Below are 17080 nucleotides of genomic sequence, written 5' to 3' on the forward strand. Positions count from 1 at the left end.
ATGCTCCAATCTTAGACGAGGAATGATTATTGTTGATTATTGTAACAAAGCTGAAAAAACGAGGATAAAGCTCAGGGCAATTCTCGCAGTACCCCTGCGAGAATCTCAAACATTTCCTTAATGTGGTATTTCTGAATAATTAAAGGCGGAGACAAAGCAATAATGTCCCCTGTCGTGCGGATGAGTAACCCGTTGTCATAACAGCGTTGGAGACATTCCACAGCCCGTGCTGTCGGTTTCCCTGGAATGGGTTCCAACTCAATCGCCCCAATAAGCCCTAAGTTACGAATATCAATGACATGAGGTAAATCTCGCAGGGAATGCAGACACTCTTCCCAGTAGCTAGCGAGATGGTGGGCATTAGCAAATAACCCTTCCTCTTCATAAATAGCAAGGGTTGCCAGTGCCGCTGCACACGCAGCCGGATGACCTGAATAGGTGTAGCCGTGAAATAATTCGATCGCACCTTCTGCCGACGCTTCCATAAACGTGTCGTAAATACCTTGGCGGGTAAACACTGCCCCCATCGGAATCGTACCGCTAGTAATTCCTTTCGCCACCGTTACCAAATCAGGAACGACACCAAAGTACTCCGTTGCAAAACTTGTACCTAAGCGTCCAAAACCAGTAATGACTTCATCAAATATTAAGAGAATGCCGTACTTGTCACAAATGGCACGTAGACCTTCCAGATAACCCACTGGCGGAATCAGAACCCCTGTCGAACCTGCAACGGGTTCAACAATTACTGCCGCTATTGTTGAAGCATCATGCAGCGTGACAATTCGTTCCAGTTCATCGGCTAGATGTGCGCCCCACTGAGGTTGACCATGACTGAAGGCATTGTGTTCAAGATTATGAGTGTGGGGGAGATGATCGACACCCGGAATTAAGCTACCAAAAAACTTGCGATTGCTGACAATCCCACCGACAGAAATTCCGCCAAAACCAACACCGTGGTAGCCACGTTCCCGTCCAATCAAACGCTGACGAGTCCCTTCGCCTCGCACTCGATGATAAGCGATCGCAATTTTCAGCGCTGTATCTACCGACTCTGAACCCGAATTCGTGAAAAACACATGGTCAAACTTCCCACCTGGCATCAGCTTAACCAAACGTTCCGCCAGTTCAAAAGGACCAGGATGCCCCATTTGGAACGTAGGCGCAAAGTCAAGGGTTGCTACCTGTTTCTGAATCGCTTCAACAATTTTTGGGCGACAATGACCCGCATTTACACACCACAACCCAGCGATTCCATCAAGGATTTGACGACCATCAGCCGTCGTGTAGTGCATATCTTTTGCTGCAACCAACATCCGTGGTTTAGCTTTGAACTGTCGGTTAGCAGTAAATGGCATCCAGAAGGCTTCGAGTTGGCTTTGCACAGGTCTTGCTCCGGTGACAGCGGCTCTATTAACAATGATTGTTTGCTTATTATGAACCGAGTTGAGAGTGTCGCGCTTTCGCTAGAGTAAAATCTTAAGTTTTTAGCCTATCTGACTAGACTCTCTCTTCTACCCAAAGCCAGGATTTTGGGTGACAGTCATCAGGAAGTCAAAAGTCAAAAGGAAGATGTCTTGCTTTCTGATTACCATGAGAGATACTTAGGGTGCGTTCTAAGGGTAGCCGCTTGAGAATCAGGGGAACGAGAGAGCATGGACAGCTTGTACACCTTTAAATTCAACCACTCCAGTGCCCTACAAGCACTTGCTGATGGGCAATCCGACGAGATTAACTACTACGAAGCCCGGAAAAAGCTGTTCAGCTTATCCGTGATGGCAGATTACGACCAACTTGTCTGCCTCCCCACCCTAACTGCAATAGACAAGCACTGGTATCAAATCGAAACCGCCCGAAAAGTCCTCAGACAACTGGGAGGACGTGCCCTCCTCGCCGATGAAGTAGGACTGGGAAAAACCATCGAAGCTGGACTCATCTTAAGCGAGTACCTAGCGCGAGGCATGATTCAATCCCTGTTGATTCTCACCCCAGCGTCCCTCGTCTCTCAGTGGCAACAGGAATTGCAAACGAAATTTGGTATCGACACCGTTACTAGCGACGACAAACAACTCCAACTCAACCCCGGTGAATTTTGGAGTACAAATAATCGACTGATTGCCTCCCTCAATACGGCTAAATCAGCAAAGCACTTCAACTTAGTCACAACTCGTTCCTGGGATTTAGTCATCGTTGATGAAGCGCACCACCTGAAGAACCGCAGCACCCTCAACTGGAAACTCGTCAACGCCCTAAATAAACGATTCATCTTAATGCTCACCGCCACCCCCGTCCAGAACTCCCTGGTGGAACTATTCAATCTCTTAACCCTCCTCAAACCAGGATTGTTGAAGACAGAAGCCGCGTTTAAAAAAGAGTACGTTTCCTCAAAAAATGGACGAGTGCCCAAAAATCCAGAAAAGCTGCGGCAGTTAATGCGGGAGGTGATGGTACGCAATACCCGTTCTTTAGTTGATGTTCAACTCCCCAAACGCTTCGCTACCACCATCACTGTTAGTCCTTCCAAGAGTGAAGAGAAACTCTATCAAGACTTGACTGAGTATGTGCGTTCTCTTGAAATCGGTGAATCCGACTCTGCCAAAACACAGAAGTTAGACAAATTTTCCCGTACCAATCTCTTAATGCGGGCAGGTTCTTCGCCTCAAGCCTTAGCCGATTCTCTCAAGAACCTTGCAAAAAAATTCCCCAGTGATGAACTAAAAACGTTAACTCGACGCGCCTCACAGGTTAAACAAGTTGAAAAAGCTCTAGCTTTAGTAGACTTACTCAAAAAGTCAACGCAAAAAACCATCGTTTTTACTACCCATCGAGCAACAAGTGCCTACTTAGCCAAAACACTCGAAGAAGCGGGTATCACGTTTGCTCAGTTTCTGGGGGATATGTCGTTAAAAGAGAAAGATGCGGCAATTGAAGCGTTTCGCGATCGCGTTCCTGTCTTACTAGCTTCTGAGACTGGTGGAGAAGGACGAAATATCCAATTTGCAAATGCGATCGTCAACTACGACTTACCCTGGAACCCGATGAAAATTGAACAACGCATTGGGAGAATCCACCGCATCGGACAGACACAGGATGTCTTTATCTTCAACTTTTGTCTCAAGGACAGTATTGAAGAATATATCCTGAAAATCTTGCACGATAAAATCAATATGTTTGAACTAGTGGTAGGAGAAATCGAAACTATCTTAGGAAACGTTGACGAAGAGTTTGATTTCAGCGAAGTAGTGATAGACATTTGGTTAAAGCATCAAGCCAAACCCGAATTAGATACAGCGTTTGAAAATCTAGCTACCGAGTTGATAAAAGCTAAAGATAAGTATCGGGAAACAAGTGAACTTGATGAACAGATTTTTGGAGAAGACTTTGAAGCATAATTTAGGCAGATGGCAGATGGCAGAAGGGAACTAATGAAGGTAGAGGGTAAAGAACAGGAGCTAGGAGCTAGGAGCGAGTTACTATTTACTCATTTGCTGCAAAAGTCAGGAAGTAGATTAAATTCTCATAACAGCCTCCTGCCTTCTGCCTTCTATCTTCTGCCTTCTTTTGTGTATTCCTTATCTCAAAATGGTTTCTGATCCAATTCTGTCTACCCTGGCACAACTCATCTCTTTACACGAAGGAATCGCTGAACCGGATGGTGAACAGGTGTTGAATGTCCTGTTAGCGACTAATATCGCGAAAGCTCTCGACTTGCCTGAAGAAGTTACTTTAACCACCAGAGCGGATATTCCTGAGAGCCATTTTGTCACCTATCACTCGACTCTACTCAATAAGTTTTCTGAACTGCTAAGTGATAGAGGATGTGTGGCAGCAGTCGGGGTGAAGTATGATAGCTATCTAAAAACTACAGGATTTGAGAAACTCCTACAACAAAATATTGTTCCTCAAAATGGCTTAATTCGATTTCTGGAAGCTAAACCCGAAACGACTCGTTATATCTGGTGCAATGTTGCTTACACAGCGGAAGCCGATGAACGAAGAATCGGGATGGTTTCCTTTATCATCAATGAGCTAACCGGAGTGACACCCATAGACATTGGAGATGCTTTGTTTTGGGAAGCTGACCGAATTGATGTCAACGATTCTCCAGACTTAATAACAAAGCCCTTTGAGGAGTTATCGAGTTTAATCGAACAGACAGCCGCGAAATTAATTAAAGCTGAACTAGAGAATTGGAGCGCTAAGTTAACACGAACTCTAACGAGAGATTCTGAACGACTTCACGCTTATTACGGTACGATAGCGACTGAGATTGCTTCAAGGATTGAGTATAAAGGTTTAATAGGTGAGGAAAAAGAAAAGGAGTTAGCTCGTATTGAAGCAACTCAAAGGGAATTAGAGAGGAAGCTGGCGGATATCAAGGAACGTTATACCCTAGTAGTAGATGCTTTTTTACACAGTGCTATGGTCATCCATTTACCCACAGTCCATATCAACTGTGAATTGGTTAGAAAGAAAGCCAAACGGACAGTAACAGCGGTTTGGAATCCCTTCACGAAAATTCTTGAACCTTTACGTTGTGAATTAGGCGGAGAACCTGTCTATGAATTTTATTTAGATGATAGGACGGCTAAAATTATCTCACCCAGTTGTTGGAATAAGTGAAGCCATGCCCCATCCGTCGATTGAGTCTTCAATTACCTTTTTTTACACCCATGACCTTGAAATCTCGGCACAGTTCTACGAAGATGTATTGGGATTGAAGTTATGGCTCGATCAAGGTAGTTGTCGGATTTATCGGGTCAGTGGTGATGGGTACGTGGGCTTATGCCAAAGTAGCGAGACAAAAACTCCGCCCACTGAGAAGCAATCGAATGTGATTTTTACCCTCGTAACGCAGTAGGTGGACGAGTGGTTTAACTATCTTACTCTGCGGGGTGTCGAATTTGAAAAGCCGCCGGATCTGAATGAAAAGTACAACATTTACCACGGCTTCTTGCGCGATCCAAATGGCTACCTAATTGAGATTCAACGCTTTGAAAACGCTTCGGGGAGAGAGTGAAAACTATAATGTATCCGACGGTGACTGTAAGCCTAGAAATTCGCGGATTTCCTGGGGGATAGTGGCTTGTCCCTCAGTGATAATGTATTGCAGTAACCATCCCAATATTTCACAAAGTCTTTAGAGTGCGATCGCATCCCAGTAAGGCGGATTACCAAACCGCTTCATCAGGAACTCGATCAACGTTTTAACCCGCAGCGAATGCCTGCAATTCGGCATATTCTGTATATCTGATAACTCGACTATTCGCCCCTCATCGTTAAAACCTCGTTCAGTTTCCTTCATTGCAATGCAGTGCTATGCTGCTTTTCCCTGCCAATCTCTACGCAAAATTGCTAGTAATGCCACATCCTCAAACACCCCCCACTTCCTCACTCGTTGGTGTAGCAAACCTTCTTGGACAAACCCGTTTTTCTGCAATACCTTCCCTGAAGCTGGATTTCTGACCATGTGGTAAGCGCAGAGTCTATTGAGTCCTAAATCTTCAAAGGCAAAACGAAGCACAGGTTTCAATGCTTCACTCATGTAACCTTGTCCCCGTGCTTCAACGGCTAACCAGAAACTCAGTTCAGCCTGAGAATGTTCCCGTTCAATATCTCGAATCTCAATGAGTCCGCTAAATACTCTGTCAAACTTACGCTCGATTACAAATGTGACAGAATGACCATTTTCAAACTCTGCAAGTTGTTTGGAGATGTATCGCTCAGCCTCACCATCCGGGTATGGATGAGGAATGGAAATCATAGTGTCAGCAATCTCACGAATACTCGCAACTGTCTGGATTGATGGTGCATCCGCACGAGTGAGTGGGCGCAAGATTAACCTACTTGTCTCTAGCGTGGATTGAGTAAGCATGAACTGTATCTTATCGCGCTCTACGCCTGCGGCTTAACACCATTTGCCAGCAGGACTTACACAAATTGCTCATCTAAAGACTATTCGTAGTAGTAGTAGGTGACACTGCCCACCCTACATGTAGAGGTTCTGCGTAAGCCCTGCCTAGAAAAACTTTAATGCTATTTACAAATCTTTACAGATTGACACATAATATATGTATCCTTGCAAAATTTTCTGAGATAATTACTTTTGGTGATCTATATCACCTTGTGTCAAAGGCTTCGTCACATTTCTTTTCCGGGTCTTATCACTAGCCGTGAACCTGTCGATCACTGAGAATTTCCGTGAAATCGCTGATAGTAGAATTACAGAGCGTGCCAAGAAGTTATGAAACCGACACAAGTTTGCTTCCCTAAATTTCCAGTTCAACAAGTTGCCAATCGGATTATTTACCTACGCAAGATTACTCGCGTTGACCAGCACTTATTTATGTCAGCAGTATTGTCTAAAAAATTACTTTCGCTAGAGGAAAAAAACCTAGTTGAACAGGTTTATCAAGGCTTAAATAAAGGCTGGATTAGAGTAGTGGATTAGTAATCCAGTTCTAATAATCATTCATGGCTCTGTTTTCGATGAATCTTTGGCAGTGGAGTGGCTTTGCAGATGAGGAAAGTTTAATTCTCAAAGTCTCCCACTGTCTTTCTTTAGGTAGTTAAGGTTTTAAGAATAAAGACTTAGGTAACGGTAACTCTTAAATAGACAAGAATTATTTTCTTGGATTTGTGATGTAGTGCGATCGCATTCCTTGGAGGCTAAAAGGGCGATCGCTTTTTTCTTAAACTAAGTGCTGGTAAGCAATCCTAGACAAAATATAACCGTAGCTGCGAGAGAAAATCCCATCATCAACCCCGCAGGCATAAAAGTCCGAGTACGGAGAAAGCGTGTTACAAAGACCACAAACAGCACTAATCCAATCAATGCTGCTAGCCCTAACCCTACTATGGGTATCTGACGACAAAGCAACCAAGCAACCAGCAAGACTACTCCACTGCCTATCCCAGAAAATAGCGAGACTTTACTTTTTGCTTTGAGGTATCCCATTATGCCCCCAACTAGGACTAATAAGGCATATACAGGAATAGACCAGATAGCAATTTGAAATAAATTGTTCATTTTGAGGAAGTCGTCGATGTAGCGCGTTAGCGTAAAAATGAGAAGTTAGGAGATTTAGGGTTATGACCCAGCACGATTTGTTAATGTTAGTACTGCTACTGAGTCCTGGTCTTTTGCTGTCAGTAATTCTTATGCTGACCTTTGCGGCAGGCGGCTAAGCTTGTCGGTTCCACTCTCAAGTACAGCAAGTCTAACCAGGAAAAACAATGCTCATAAAAGAGCGGGGCGGTCACAGCAAGGGCGGAACCGACTAAAAGAAGACGACAGCAACAATCCCCCGTACCCGATTTAAGTGTAGCGGGGGTGTGTATGCGTATCAAAAAGCACGGCGTTTACAGCTCCGTTTGCCTAGAGGAGTCATTGGGCTTTTCACCGTGATGCGGTTTTGGCTTAGAAGGTTCACTGCGACGCAATGAAATTGAGTCAACTAAGGTTTCTTCTAGTTCCATGCGTTGTTCCATCTGGCGCAGAAAGTAGCCAGTCATCATTGCTGAAGCTAGCAATCCTGCTAAGTTTTCCCGATCAGTTGTGATTTGCACGTTAAAGTTTTCTGAAGGGAGCATCCCCACTAGTCCCTGAACGTTTTGAGAAATGATTTGTTGAATTTCTGGACTTGCCGACTTGGCAACTCGCGACAAAACATCTGGGGATTGGTGCTGGAGATAGTTCAGAAGTTGATTTACTTGCTCATCTTCAGGTTGGGAATTGAGAAAGTCAGGATTAAATACCATTAGTAATCTTCGGTTTGACTTGCTTAGTTTCTACTCTAAACGATTGTGATGTCTGGCGACTCCTACCTTGTATGATGATTTCTCGCTCTTTAGGAAGAGATTTTAGGAGAAATCCACGTTTGAAGAAAGGTTCAAAGCGCTGTCAGGATTGGGACTGCTTCTCCAGTGGTGGCAGTAGTTGATCAAGTTCAAAATGTTGATGAAATTTGTCGGTAACTTGTAACCAGTAGGAACGACCATCAGTTTGTCGGCGTCTCTGGACAAACCCCAAATTGATAAGCTCCTGAATATGTTGATAAGCACCACTACCACGCAGGTTAATCAGGTCAGGTTGTGCAATTGGGTCTTTTAGTGCGATCGCAGCCAGTGTTCTCAAGGCACCTGTACCCAATTCAGCAGGCACTAAACTTTGTAGTAAGTTTTGAAAGGATGAGCGTAACTGTAAGCTATAGCCAGATGGAGTTTCGACAACTTCTAGGGCACTATCCCGATGAGCATAGTCTGCCATTAGTTCAATCAGGGCATCTTCGGCATTATCGCGATCGCATCCTGCATATTCAGAAATTTCTGTAATTGAAAGGGGTTGTCCCTTCAGGTAAAGAATCGCTTCTATCTGGGCTGCTAAACAAGGCATGTATGATTCTTGAGTTTGGACTTTGGAATGGAAGGTTATTACAAAAGGCAGAAGGCAGAAGGCAGACGGCAGACGGCAGAGGACAAAGGAGACATAAGGAAGAAGTCCTTTAACATTTACCCATAAATCCACCTTGACGCTCTACTAGGGCGAGCTAATGCCTACTTACTATTACTACTACAACGGTTAGTTTTTCCCAATTCCCAATTCCCAATTCCCAATTCCCAATTCCCAATTCCCGACTCCTCAATCAAGTTGCCGTCCTGTAAGTTCAACGAAGATATCTTCTAAGTTGGCGGGACGTGCCATCATACCAGTTTTATTAGGTAAGCTGTCGAGGTAGGCGTTTGCTTGTGCCAAATCGGGGAAGAACTTGTACTCAAAGCGGTCGTCCACTTGCTTCATCACCAAACCTTCTCCATGTTGCTGCCGTAATTGTTGGAGGGTGCCAAGTTCAATTAGCTGACCAGTATCCATGATGCCAATACGGTCGCATAAAAATTCCACCTCGTCCATGTAGTGAGTTGTCAGCAACATTGTCATGCCCTGCTTGTTCAAATCCCGAATAATTTCCCAAAGGCGACAGCGGGTTTGAGGGTCTAGTCCTACAGTTGGTTCATCCAAAAATAGAATCTTGGGTTGATGCAACAGCGCCCTAGCAATTTGTAATCGACGCTTCATCCCACCAGACAGGGTTTTGACCAAATTGTCGCGTCGATCTGCCAATTCTACATACTCTAACCACTGATTAATCAGCCGTTGACGCCCAGGATTAGGAATGTGATGCAAGCGTCCATGCAGTTCCATATTCTCCCAAACAGAAAGGTCAGCATCTACACTTGTTTGTTGCAATACGACACCAATGTTCTGCTTAACCTGGGTAGATTGTCGCACAACATCATAGCCAGCAACCTCAATTTGACCCTGTGTCGGTTGAGTAAGAGTCGTTAGCATCCGGATTGTTGTAGATTTTCCTGCCCCATTAGGGCCAAGCAAACCAAACATTTCTCCTGATGCGATCGCAAATGAGAGGTCATTAACCACTGGAACGTTATTAAAAGTCTTGTAAACGTTTTGAAGAGAAACGGCAACTGACATAAAGGCATTAATAAAAAGGGTAAGGTTCAATCAAATTGGCTACCGTGTTCTTCTTGTTCAACTTGAGCGATGCACATGGGTTGATTCAAAAATCCGGTCAGCACTGGCAGCGACAAAGCCTTGATAAACAGTCCCATCAGCATCACGATAACGCCGTGCAAATTCGTAATAGCAGGTGGGAATTTCATGCACTTCACCTCCAGCAAACTCAACAGGCATCCGTTCGGCTAGAGTTGAGGCTTGTTCTAGCAAGACGGTTGATGAACCCTTAATCCGTCCACCTGACGTGTTGAGTGCCATACCTTGCAATTCCACAATCTCCAGCACACCCTCCAAGCTGGGAGTATGTACAAGATGATTGACGCTGAGGGTGAAGTGGTTCGGGCGCAGTCCTAATGCTGCCACCCAATCCGCATACTCACTCTCTTTTAGCAAGGTTTGATAATCAGCCCAACTGATTGGTGACCACAATCGTCCTGCCCAAAATATATCAATCTCCTGCACACGTTCTGGCTCTACCTGTACACATAGTTGGCGGAGGATTTCCTGCACACTAACGCTAAAGGCACTGCAATCGAGTTCGCTGAGGAAGATACGGGGTAAGGTATCGTGAGGTGGGATATAGCCCCAAGCTTGTAGCTTCTTTTCGGGAAACTGATAAGGAGCAAATCGACGGTAGCCCATTGCCAGAAAATGAGGTTCTAAGGCAGTCAGTTGGATGGGTTCTAGATTGAAGGTACGCAAGGCAATATGGTCGTTGACTACCTGCTCACCACGCTCAAGGAATACCTGCTGTAGTTGTGCCGCTGCTGGTGCCATCTGGATGTAGTCTTGCCAGAGGTGTTCAAAAAAGGCTTCGGTATTTAAGGAAGCAACTTGAGCCATCATCCTTAGTCAGAATCTTGATACCGCAAGGATACATCTTTTTCTTTTGTTGCTTTCATGGCAAAGTGCTTAAATAATTCGTGGAGAGATTCCTGACTTCTCAAAGAAGTCGGGAATCTGAACTTCTGATATCTTACAAGTCAAATCGGGTTGCTATATCTACTCAAACAAGGCGTATCAATCAGTCTTGAGATTACCCTGCCTGAAGGGTTTTAATGCAAGTACAAAACTTTCTCGATCGCTATCGACAAGGAGAACGTGATTTCTCCCATGTTGACCTCAGTGGTGCAAGTCTAACAGGGGCGAATCTTCGCCACATCAATTTAACGGGTGCTAACCTGACTAACACTAACCTCAGTTGGGCTTGTTTAAGCAATGCCAAGCTGACGGGGGCTTGTCTACATCAAGCTGATTTACGCAATGCTGCACTCAACAACACTAACTTTAACCAAGCTACTTTAAGTCGAGCCAAGCTTAGTAAAGTGGATTTGCGGGGGGCACTGCTTGAAGGCGTTGACTTAAATTGGGCAGATTTGACTGATGCTGATTTGAGTGGAGCAAATCTTCAAGGGGCAAAGCTAGATCAGAGTAATCTCGAACAAGCGAAGCTTAACAACGCGGTGCTAGTTGGTGCCGAGTTAATGGAAGCCAATCTCCGCCGCACGATGCTGATTGGAGCTAACCTCACAAGTGCTAATCTGCGGGAGGCTCAGTTAGACAAAGCGAATTTGCGAGACGTAATTTTAGTTGATGCCAACTTGACAGAAGCGAACCTTAATGCTGTCTACCTGCGTGGCTCAAATCTCAGTGGGGCAGACTTCCATCGAGCAATTTTAACAGGTGCAGACTTGAGTGAAGCGATCTGCGATCGCACGGACTTCAGTCGGGCAAATCTCACGGGTGCTTATTTACTCAAAGCCAGCTTGCATAAAGCGGATTTGCTGCGAACAATTCTCCACGATGTTTATTTATTGCATAGTGACTTGAGTGAAGCGAATCTACGAGGGGCAGATTTGCGACGGGCAGACTTAAGTGGCGCTTACCTGAAGGATACAACCTTGAGTGAGGCGAATTTGAGTGAAGCCTATTTCTTGGAGACTTATTTGATTCGTACCAAGCTTGAGGGGGCAGAACTAACAGGCTGCTGCATTCACGGCTGGCACCTTGAAGAGGTTGATCTATCAACAGTTAACTGTCGTTACTTATTTACCCAGTTTAACTATGCGACGAAAAGCCCTAGCTATCGCTATCCGGCTAGTGGTGATTTACAACCCGGAGAACTGGCGCTTAGAAACACGAAAGATATTGGCATCGAAGTTCGCTTTCCCAAAGCCCCAAATTGGGAGGCATTAGTGTTTACGCTAACTCAGGTAAAACTGGAGTGCCCAGACATCCTGTTGGCGATTAAATCTTATGAATTTAATGACGGAAACTACGTGCTGCGGTTGTCGGCTAATCAGTTGGTGAATACCAAACTCGTGAGTCAACGCATCCTGCAACTCTACCCAAAAATCTTGGAGCGTTTCCTAATTCAACGCCAAACCCTCCTGAACTTACTAAACATTAAGGAAAATCCAGAGTCGAAGATCAAACCTCTATCCCGGAGTTCAGTCTTACCCCCTCCTCCAGGTTTCGCTGAGCGCCGACGGCGGATGTATCAAGAAGTCATCAATCAGATAGAACGAATTATCATCTCCCAAGCCCCAGAGCAGTTTGTGGAGAGTGTACAGCGACTGCTGGACTTTTTGAGACAACAGAATCTTTCTACTGAAGAAATCCAGAAGAAAGTTATTGTTCAGGCAATTATGAGGCGAGCGGAACAAGACGAAATATTCCAAAAGCTGCTACTACATTGGGAAGGAACGGCAAATGAGGCAGCACGGTTTTCGATAGTGGGACAGGCAGTACGTTTAGCGATCGCGCTAATCTTATCCCAAGGTCAGCCTAGCTAAATCATCATTTGGGTGTGGCGTTTGTCAGCAAAAGAAACCTAGGAGAACTGGCAAGAACCTTTAGTATCTTAACAAAGTCATTAATCGAATTGCATAGCACAACCATTATTAAATCGGCAAGGAATTTGATAGTTCTACATACAAATCTTGGCTAAGTGAGTACGGTATCAAGTTAAATTACTTTAAATCCAACTAAAGAATAAAAACAAATTAACGTTCTGTCTTAAATCTCAGCTAAAATCAAACGCGAATAAGGTGTTTCGAGGAGTAATAGCACCGTGAAATCCTGTCCAGATTATCAAAAGGCAGCATCTTCAGCATTGGTATTTGCAACCCTTAGTTGCTTTGCTGCCACTATCTCAACCGCTCAAGCTGCACCAGAGATTAGTGCAACAGCAGTGACATCGGCTGAGGCTTCAACTCAGGAATTCCCGGCATCTACAGGTTTATCGATAGCAGAAGAAGCGGAGGTAGCCTCAGCTACGAACCAGCCAACGGTAGCAGAACTGACCAATCCAGTAACTGAGTTAGAACTCGCGCCTAACCTTGTATCGGAGGAAAAGCGATCGCAATCGGAACAAGAAGGACAAGGAGAAATTCTCAATTCTCCCTCTCCTGTGTCTCCCCAACAGGCTGCGACTGACAACACTCCAGTACAGGCAACAGAAACAGCCACTGGTGAGTTAGCCTTAGCTGCACCAACTGGTTCCCCAGCTTTGCCCAAAATTCTCCTTCCCGAATCAGAAGCGGCTTCTGACTCAACGGAGGCAGTTAAAACGAATGTCAAAGACTTAGCGCAAGCCTTGCCTACAGAGGGAGATACCAGTGAACCAATCGCTCCGGCAGAGGGGCAATTGGACTCTCTAGATCCAATGCAAGCCGATGACCCAATGGGTCAAGTCACCAATGTTACCCAACTGTCTGATGTCTCCCCAGGTGAGTGGGCGTATGAGGCACTACGAAATCTTGTAGAGCGCTATGGCTGTATTGCGGGTTATCCAGATGGCACATTCCGAGGTAGTCGTGCCCTCACCCGTTATGAATTTGCCGCAGGCTTAAATTCTTGCCTACAGCAGGTTGAACGGTTGATTGCCGCTTCTAGTGAAGGCTTTGTCGTCCGTGAAGACTTAGAAACACTGCAACGCTTAGTGCGTGAGTTTGAAACAGAACTGGCGAACTTAGGCACACGAGTGGACGAGTTAGAAGGTCGCACAGCCGCTTTGGAAGATAATCAATTCTCCACCACCACAAAGCTCTTTGGACAAGCAATCTTTGGGGTTCAAGGACGCAGTGAAAATGAATTTGATTTCTTCTTAGACCGATTCGAGGACGACTCCACCAATGTTAATGTCATCGACAATGTGCAGTTGAGTCTGTTCACTCAGTTTAGTCCTCGCAGTCTTCTACTAACTGGACTCCAAGCAGGTGAAGGCTCAGGCACAGGTGTCTTTTTAGAGAACTATGTCGGCTTGGGTTATGAAGGAGACAACAACAACGACTTTGAGTTGAGTGACCTCAACTACCGTCAATTGTTTGGTAATAACTTTGCCCTCATCGTTGGTCCAGTAGGTGTTAACCCAGTTAACGTTTTCCGGGGAGTAAATCGTGTAGAAAGTGCTGGGGCTGGACCACTTTCCCGCTTTGCCCAACGTAATCCGATTATCAGTATTGGTGGAAACGGCGGCGGTGTCGGTTTTGACTGGCAACTCGGAACCCGGTTTAGCTTGCAAGGTGTCTACTCAGCCAACAGAACCAACGATTCCATTAATGGTGGCTTATTTGGTGGAGATGAAGGGACAACGACAGCAGGTGCCCAGTTAGTCATTTCTCCTACCAATACAATTGATATCTCCCTTCAATACATCAACTCCTACTCACCCTCTGGTCAATTGGGCACAGGTGTTGGTGATGACATCTTGGCAATCCAAATCCCGAATGCTAACGGGTTCCTCAGAGCGCCGATGTTAACAAATGCCTTTGGTGCAACCTTAGAGTGGCGACTTACACCAGGCTTCACTGTTGGAGGTTGGGGTGGTTACACAACATCTGACTTCACGGGTGGGGATGGAACTGTGGAGACATTCAACTGGATGGCTTTCCTCAATTTCCCTGATTTATTGGGTGAAGGGAACTTAGCTGGCATCTATGTCGGACAGCCTCCCAAAATTACCAGTAGTGACATCTCTGATGACAATGGTGGGAGAAATATTCCTAGCTTCGTAAATCGAGGTGACTTCACATTCAGTGAAGGGGGTCAACCGGATACAGCCACTCATGTAGAAGGCTTCTTTCGTTTCCAGGTGACAGACAACATCAGCATCACCCCTGGAGTTATTGTGATTTTCAATCCGAATCACAACGATAACAACGACACGATTACAATTGGAGCAATTCGGACAACCTTTAACTTCTAGAGGTTTCAGCACTATTGCTTTTCTCAATTCCAACGAATAGACCGGAAAGCTTATCGGTCTGTTCTCTTTAAAAATTTCAGGGTGAAAATTGCTAACGCTTCCTCAAAGTCAACTGCAAGCTCAGCGAGTGGACAATCTAGAAAAATTTCGCTTAGTCAGGAACTTCCAACCGCATGACAGCGTCCTTGACTCCAAAGCCGTGTATGGCTTTAGGTAGGTCTGTGTTGTTCAGGCGCGACCCTAATTTTTATGCCTAACAATTTGTAAGAGTCAGGACACTCTATACCACTTTTCGTAATACGTCTCGGTGGAACCGCGTTCGGGATAAATTAGTGAAAAAAGTACTGTGACCTGTTGAGCTTCCAGTTGATCAAAATCTCTTAGTTTCCTCTCTCCTTCGTTCATTCACTTACGGAGTCTTAACATGATTGCCAAATCAACTCGTTATGCTATTTGCCTAGGTTTAGCTGGAGGTTTAGCAGTTGCGATCGCTCCTGCTGTTCGTGCCCAGATTCAAGTGACAGGCGGCAGCACTGCTGGACAAGCTGCTTTTTTTGTACCTGTACCAGGAGGCAGTGGCACAGGAGTAGAACTATTTGATGTTGGAATCAACAGACTCCGATTAGAAACTCCAAATGGCAATACAAGCACAGCAATCTTTACACCAACTGCTGCTAGCTTCGACGCTGGAGCAGATAATCAGCCTAATGCGGGTGATATAGGCACACTACAAGGTGGTTTAGCGGGTATAGCCTTCTCTGCAAATGGTGGTACTCCTACTCCGTTCCTAAACCGGGATACAGTCCTGAACTTTACCTTAACAAGCTTTCAGTCCAACTTGGGTGTAGTTGACGGGACATTGATTAGCCCTCAGACAGCGGGTGATGCTCCGTTAGTTTTCCTGCCAGCCGTAGAAGCTACAGTTGCTAATGGTTCTAGCTTTCAAGCCACACTTGGAGAATTACAACTAGGTGACTTCGAGGCTGACATCAATGATGGTGTAATTAATCTAGCTTCAAATCTTCAGTTCCGCGAATCGGGTAGCACTTCCACAAGTACAACATCATCAGCTAATTTGCAGCGACGAATCAAATTTACGTTTGAAGGGGAAAACGTCACACCGGAAGATGGTACTGACTTCGCCGTAGATGGCAACGGCAACAGTATGGGTGATGATGACGATAACGGTATCGGTGATGATGATGACGATAACGGTATCGGTATGGGTGATGATGACGATAACGGTATCGGTATGGGTGATGATGACGACGATAACGGTATCGGTGATGATGATGACGACGATAACGGTATCGGTGATGATGACACTGGCAGCATCAGATTTGTTGGTGAAGTCAATAAAAAACTCCAGATTCAGAGCGTTGGGACTCAAGGAGAGCGCGAGTTCCAGATTGAAGCGGATTTGGCTGCTGTAGATATTGCTATCGACGGACCTTTTAACATTCAGACCGATGATGGATTAAATGAAAACAACATCATCACCAAGTACAAGATCGAAGGTGAAAGTGAAGGCATTATTTCAGACTATGCTAATGCCTTCGGCTTCAGTGGTACTGCCCGCCGGGATACACAGTTCACATTTGAGCAAGGAACAAACAAATTAGACGGTCGCAGTAGTGGTGATGTAGACTTCTACGCTGCTGCTGGGGTGACTAGCATCAACAGAGATATACAATTCACTGACATCCAAGACGACGACTTTAATAGCGGTTCTGGCAATTCTGGCGGTTCTGGTAATTCTGATGATTCTAGTGAATTCTCTTTCTGTAATATCTGTGGCGTTACACTTGTCAGAAATAGCAGCCTAGTAGTTGGGGGCACCGATATTACAGTTGGTAGCCCAATAATTGTCGTTACAAATAGTGGGAATGCTGGTGGTAGTAGCAGTAGCAGCACTTCAGCTAGCAGCAGCGTCTCAAACACAAACACCACATTCGCTAATTCAGTCAACGTCAATGTTTTCAGCTTAGCAACAGCTTTTACGTCTAGCACAGCTCGCGCTCAGTATCAAATCCTCGCATCTAGCAACATCCGGATTGTTACAGACATTGATGCTGATTTTGGTGATGATGTTGCTACTGGCAATGATGATGAAGATCGTCGTCGGACTCGTGTACGGTTAGTTCAACGGGGAGGAAGACGCTATTACGTCGTTGTACGCGAAGGCAGTAGTGGCGGGGATGATGATGATCAGCAGACTGCCAATGATGATGACCAGGATGATGACCAGCAGACTGCCAATGATGATGACCAGGATGATGACCAGCAGACTGCCAATGATGATGACCAGGATGATGACCAGCAGACTGCCAATGATG

At 45.3% G+C, this 17080-nt stretch carries 16 protein-coding genes; 8 read left to right on the top strand and 8 right to left on the bottom strand.

The window, feature by feature from the left end; translation table 11 throughout:
• Positions 1 to 71 precede the first annotated feature (71 nt).
• Entirely contained in the window at positions 72 to 1385 is a 1314-nt protein-coding gene (aptA, locus tag AC5JL3_RS14875; protein ID WP_496075206.1) for an omega-aminotransferase AptA, read from the bottom strand.
• A 270-nt stretch (positions 1386 to 1655) separates the two neighbouring features.
• Between aptA and AC5JL3_RS14880 the strand changes: the two genes are divergently transcribed.
• From AC5JL3_RS14880 to AC5JL3_RS14895, 4 genes are all read left to right on the top strand, one after another.
• A complete protein-coding gene (locus AC5JL3_RS14880; RefSeq protein ID WP_496075207.1) occupies positions 1656 to 3392 on the top strand; it encodes a DEAD/DEAH box helicase in 1737 nt (578 codons plus the stop codon).
• 190 nt (positions 3393 to 3582) lie between these two features.
• Positions 3583 to 4623 (top strand): hypothetical protein, encoded by a 1041-nt coding sequence (locus AC5JL3_RS14885; protein WP_496075208.1) that lies wholly within the window; start codon positions 3583 to 3585, stop codon positions 4621 to 4623.
• A gap of 4 nt (positions 4624 to 4627) precedes the next feature.
• Positions 4628 to 4861: a VOC family protein gene (locus AC5JL3_RS14890; RefSeq protein ID WP_496075209.1), complete on the top strand. Its 234-nt coding sequence runs from the start codon at positions 4628 to 4630 to the stop codon at positions 4859 to 4861.
• The gene (locus AC5JL3_RS14895; protein WP_496075210.1) at positions 4862 to 5020 is read left to right on the top strand and encodes a VOC family protein; all 159 of its coding nucleotides are present in this window, start codon (positions 4862 to 4864) and stop codon (positions 5018 to 5020) included. It abuts the gene before it with no gap.
• A gap of 120 nt (positions 5021 to 5140) precedes the next feature.
• Here AC5JL3_RS14895 and AC5JL3_RS14900 read toward each other — a convergent pair whose 3' ends face one another.
• Both AC5JL3_RS14900 and AC5JL3_RS14905 read right to left on the bottom strand, forming a co-directional pair.
• Positions 5141 to 5305, bottom strand: coding sequence for a hypothetical protein (locus AC5JL3_RS14900; protein ID WP_496075211.1), 165 nt, complete (start codon positions 5303 to 5305; stop codon positions 5141 to 5143).
• Positions 5306 to 5317: 12 nt separating this feature from the next.
• Positions 5318 to 5875: a GNAT family N-acetyltransferase gene (locus tag AC5JL3_RS14905; RefSeq protein WP_496075212.1), complete on the bottom strand. Its 558-nt coding sequence runs from the start codon at positions 5873 to 5875 to the stop codon at positions 5318 to 5320.
• A 369-nt stretch (positions 5876 to 6244) separates the two neighbouring features.
• Here AC5JL3_RS14905 and AC5JL3_RS14910 point away from each other — a divergent pair, with 369 nt between their 5' ends.
• Positions 6245 to 6451, top strand: coding sequence for a hypothetical protein (locus AC5JL3_RS14910; RefSeq protein ID WP_192217231.1), 207 nt, complete (start codon positions 6245 to 6247; stop codon positions 6449 to 6451).
• 246 nt (positions 6452 to 6697) lie between these two features.
• On the opposite strand, the gene AC5JL3_RS14915 is transcribed toward AC5JL3_RS14910, so the two are convergent.
• From AC5JL3_RS14915 to AC5JL3_RS14935, 5 genes are all read right to left on the bottom strand, one after another.
• Positions 6698 to 7030, bottom strand: a complete 333-nt coding sequence (locus tag AC5JL3_RS14915; protein WP_496075213.1) for a TMEM14 family protein — start codon at positions 7028 to 7030, stop codon at positions 6698 to 6700.
• 332 nt (positions 7031 to 7362) lie between these two features.
• The gene (locus tag AC5JL3_RS14920) at positions 7363 to 7761 is read right to left on the bottom strand and encodes a DUF760 domain-containing protein (RefSeq protein ID WP_496075214.1); all 399 of its coding nucleotides are present in this window, start codon (positions 7759 to 7761) and stop codon (positions 7363 to 7365) included.
• Positions 7762 to 7903: 142 nt separating this feature from the next.
• Entirely contained in the window at positions 7904 to 8395 is a 492-nt protein-coding gene (gene scpB, locus AC5JL3_RS14925; RefSeq protein ID WP_496075215.1) for an SMC-Scp complex subunit ScpB, read from the bottom strand.
• Between the two features lie 246 nt (positions 8396 to 8641).
• Positions 8642 to 9493: an ABC transporter ATP-binding protein gene (locus tag AC5JL3_RS14930; RefSeq protein WP_496075216.1), complete on the bottom strand. Its 852-nt coding sequence runs from the start codon at positions 9491 to 9493 to the stop codon at positions 8642 to 8644.
• 57 nt (positions 9494 to 9550) lie between these two features.
• Positions 9551 to 10381, bottom strand: coding sequence for a DUF1338 domain-containing protein (locus AC5JL3_RS14935; RefSeq protein WP_496075217.1), 831 nt, complete (start codon positions 10379 to 10381; stop codon positions 9551 to 9553).
• Between the two features lie 212 nt (positions 10382 to 10593).
• On the opposite strand from AC5JL3_RS14935, the gene AC5JL3_RS14940 reads away from it, so the two are divergent.
• From AC5JL3_RS14940 to AC5JL3_RS14950, 3 genes are all read left to right on the top strand, one after another.
• Positions 10594 to 12330 (top strand): pentapeptide repeat-containing protein, encoded by a 1737-nt coding sequence (locus AC5JL3_RS14940; protein WP_496075218.1) that lies wholly within the window; start codon positions 10594 to 10596, stop codon positions 12328 to 12330.
• Positions 12331 to 12608: 278 nt separating this feature from the next.
• The gene (locus AC5JL3_RS14945; protein ID WP_496075219.1) at positions 12609 to 14744 is read left to right on the top strand and encodes an iron uptake porin; all 2136 of its coding nucleotides are present in this window, start codon (positions 12609 to 12611) and stop codon (positions 14742 to 14744) included.
• Positions 14745 to 15168: 424 nt separating this feature from the next.
• On the top strand, positions 15169 to 17080 hold a 1912-nt coding region (locus AC5JL3_RS14950), incomplete at its 3' end, for a hypothetical protein (protein WP_496075220.1).

The organism is Symplocastrum torsivum, assembly GCF_059505465.1.

What these genes read in the sequence shown, in the direction of transcription:
- AC5JL3_RS14915 (WP_496075213.1), bottom strand. Translation starts at nt 7,030, where the DNA reads ATGAACAATTTATTTCAAATTGCTATCTGGTCTATTCCTGTATATGCC.
- AC5JL3_RS14885 (WP_496075208.1), top strand. Translation starts at nt 3,583, where the DNA reads ATGGTTTCTGATCCAATTCTGTCTACCCTGGCACAACTCATCTCTTTA.
- AC5JL3_RS14930 (WP_496075216.1), bottom strand. Translation starts at nt 9,493, where the DNA reads ATGTCAGTTGCCGTTTCTCTTCAAAACGTTTACAAGACTTTTAATAAC.
- AC5JL3_RS14890 (WP_496075209.1), top strand. Translation starts at nt 4,628, where the DNA reads ATGCCCCATCCGTCGATTGAGTCTTCAATTACCTTTTTTTACACCCAT.
- AC5JL3_RS14905 (WP_496075212.1), bottom strand. Translation starts at nt 5,875, where the DNA reads ATGCTTACTCAATCCACGCTAGAGACAAGTAGGTTAATCTTGCGCCCA.
- AC5JL3_RS14910 (WP_192217231.1), top strand. Translation starts at nt 6,245, where the DNA reads ATGAAACCGACACAAGTTTGCTTCCCTAAATTTCCAGTTCAACAAGTT.
- AC5JL3_RS14900 (WP_496075211.1), bottom strand. Translation starts at nt 5,305, where the DNA reads ATGAAGGAAACTGAACGAGGTTTTAACGATGAGGGGCGAATAGTCGAG.
- scpB (WP_496075215.1), bottom strand. Translation starts at nt 8,395, where the DNA reads ATGCCTTGTTTAGCAGCCCAGATAGAAGCGATTCTTTACCTGAAGGGA.
- AC5JL3_RS14920 (WP_496075214.1), bottom strand. Translation starts at nt 7,761, where the DNA reads ATGGTATTTAATCCTGACTTTCTCAATTCCCAACCTGAAGATGAGCAA.
- AC5JL3_RS14940 (WP_496075218.1), top strand. Translation starts at nt 10,594, where the DNA reads ATGCAAGTACAAAACTTTCTCGATCGCTATCGACAAGGAGAACGTGAT.
- AC5JL3_RS14880 (WP_496075207.1), top strand. Translation starts at nt 1,656, where the DNA reads ATGGACAGCTTGTACACCTTTAAATTCAACCACTCCAGTGCCCTACAA.
- AC5JL3_RS14935 (WP_496075217.1), bottom strand. Translation starts at nt 10,381, where the DNA reads ATGATGGCTCAAGTTGCTTCCTTAAATACCGAAGCCTTTTTTGAACAC.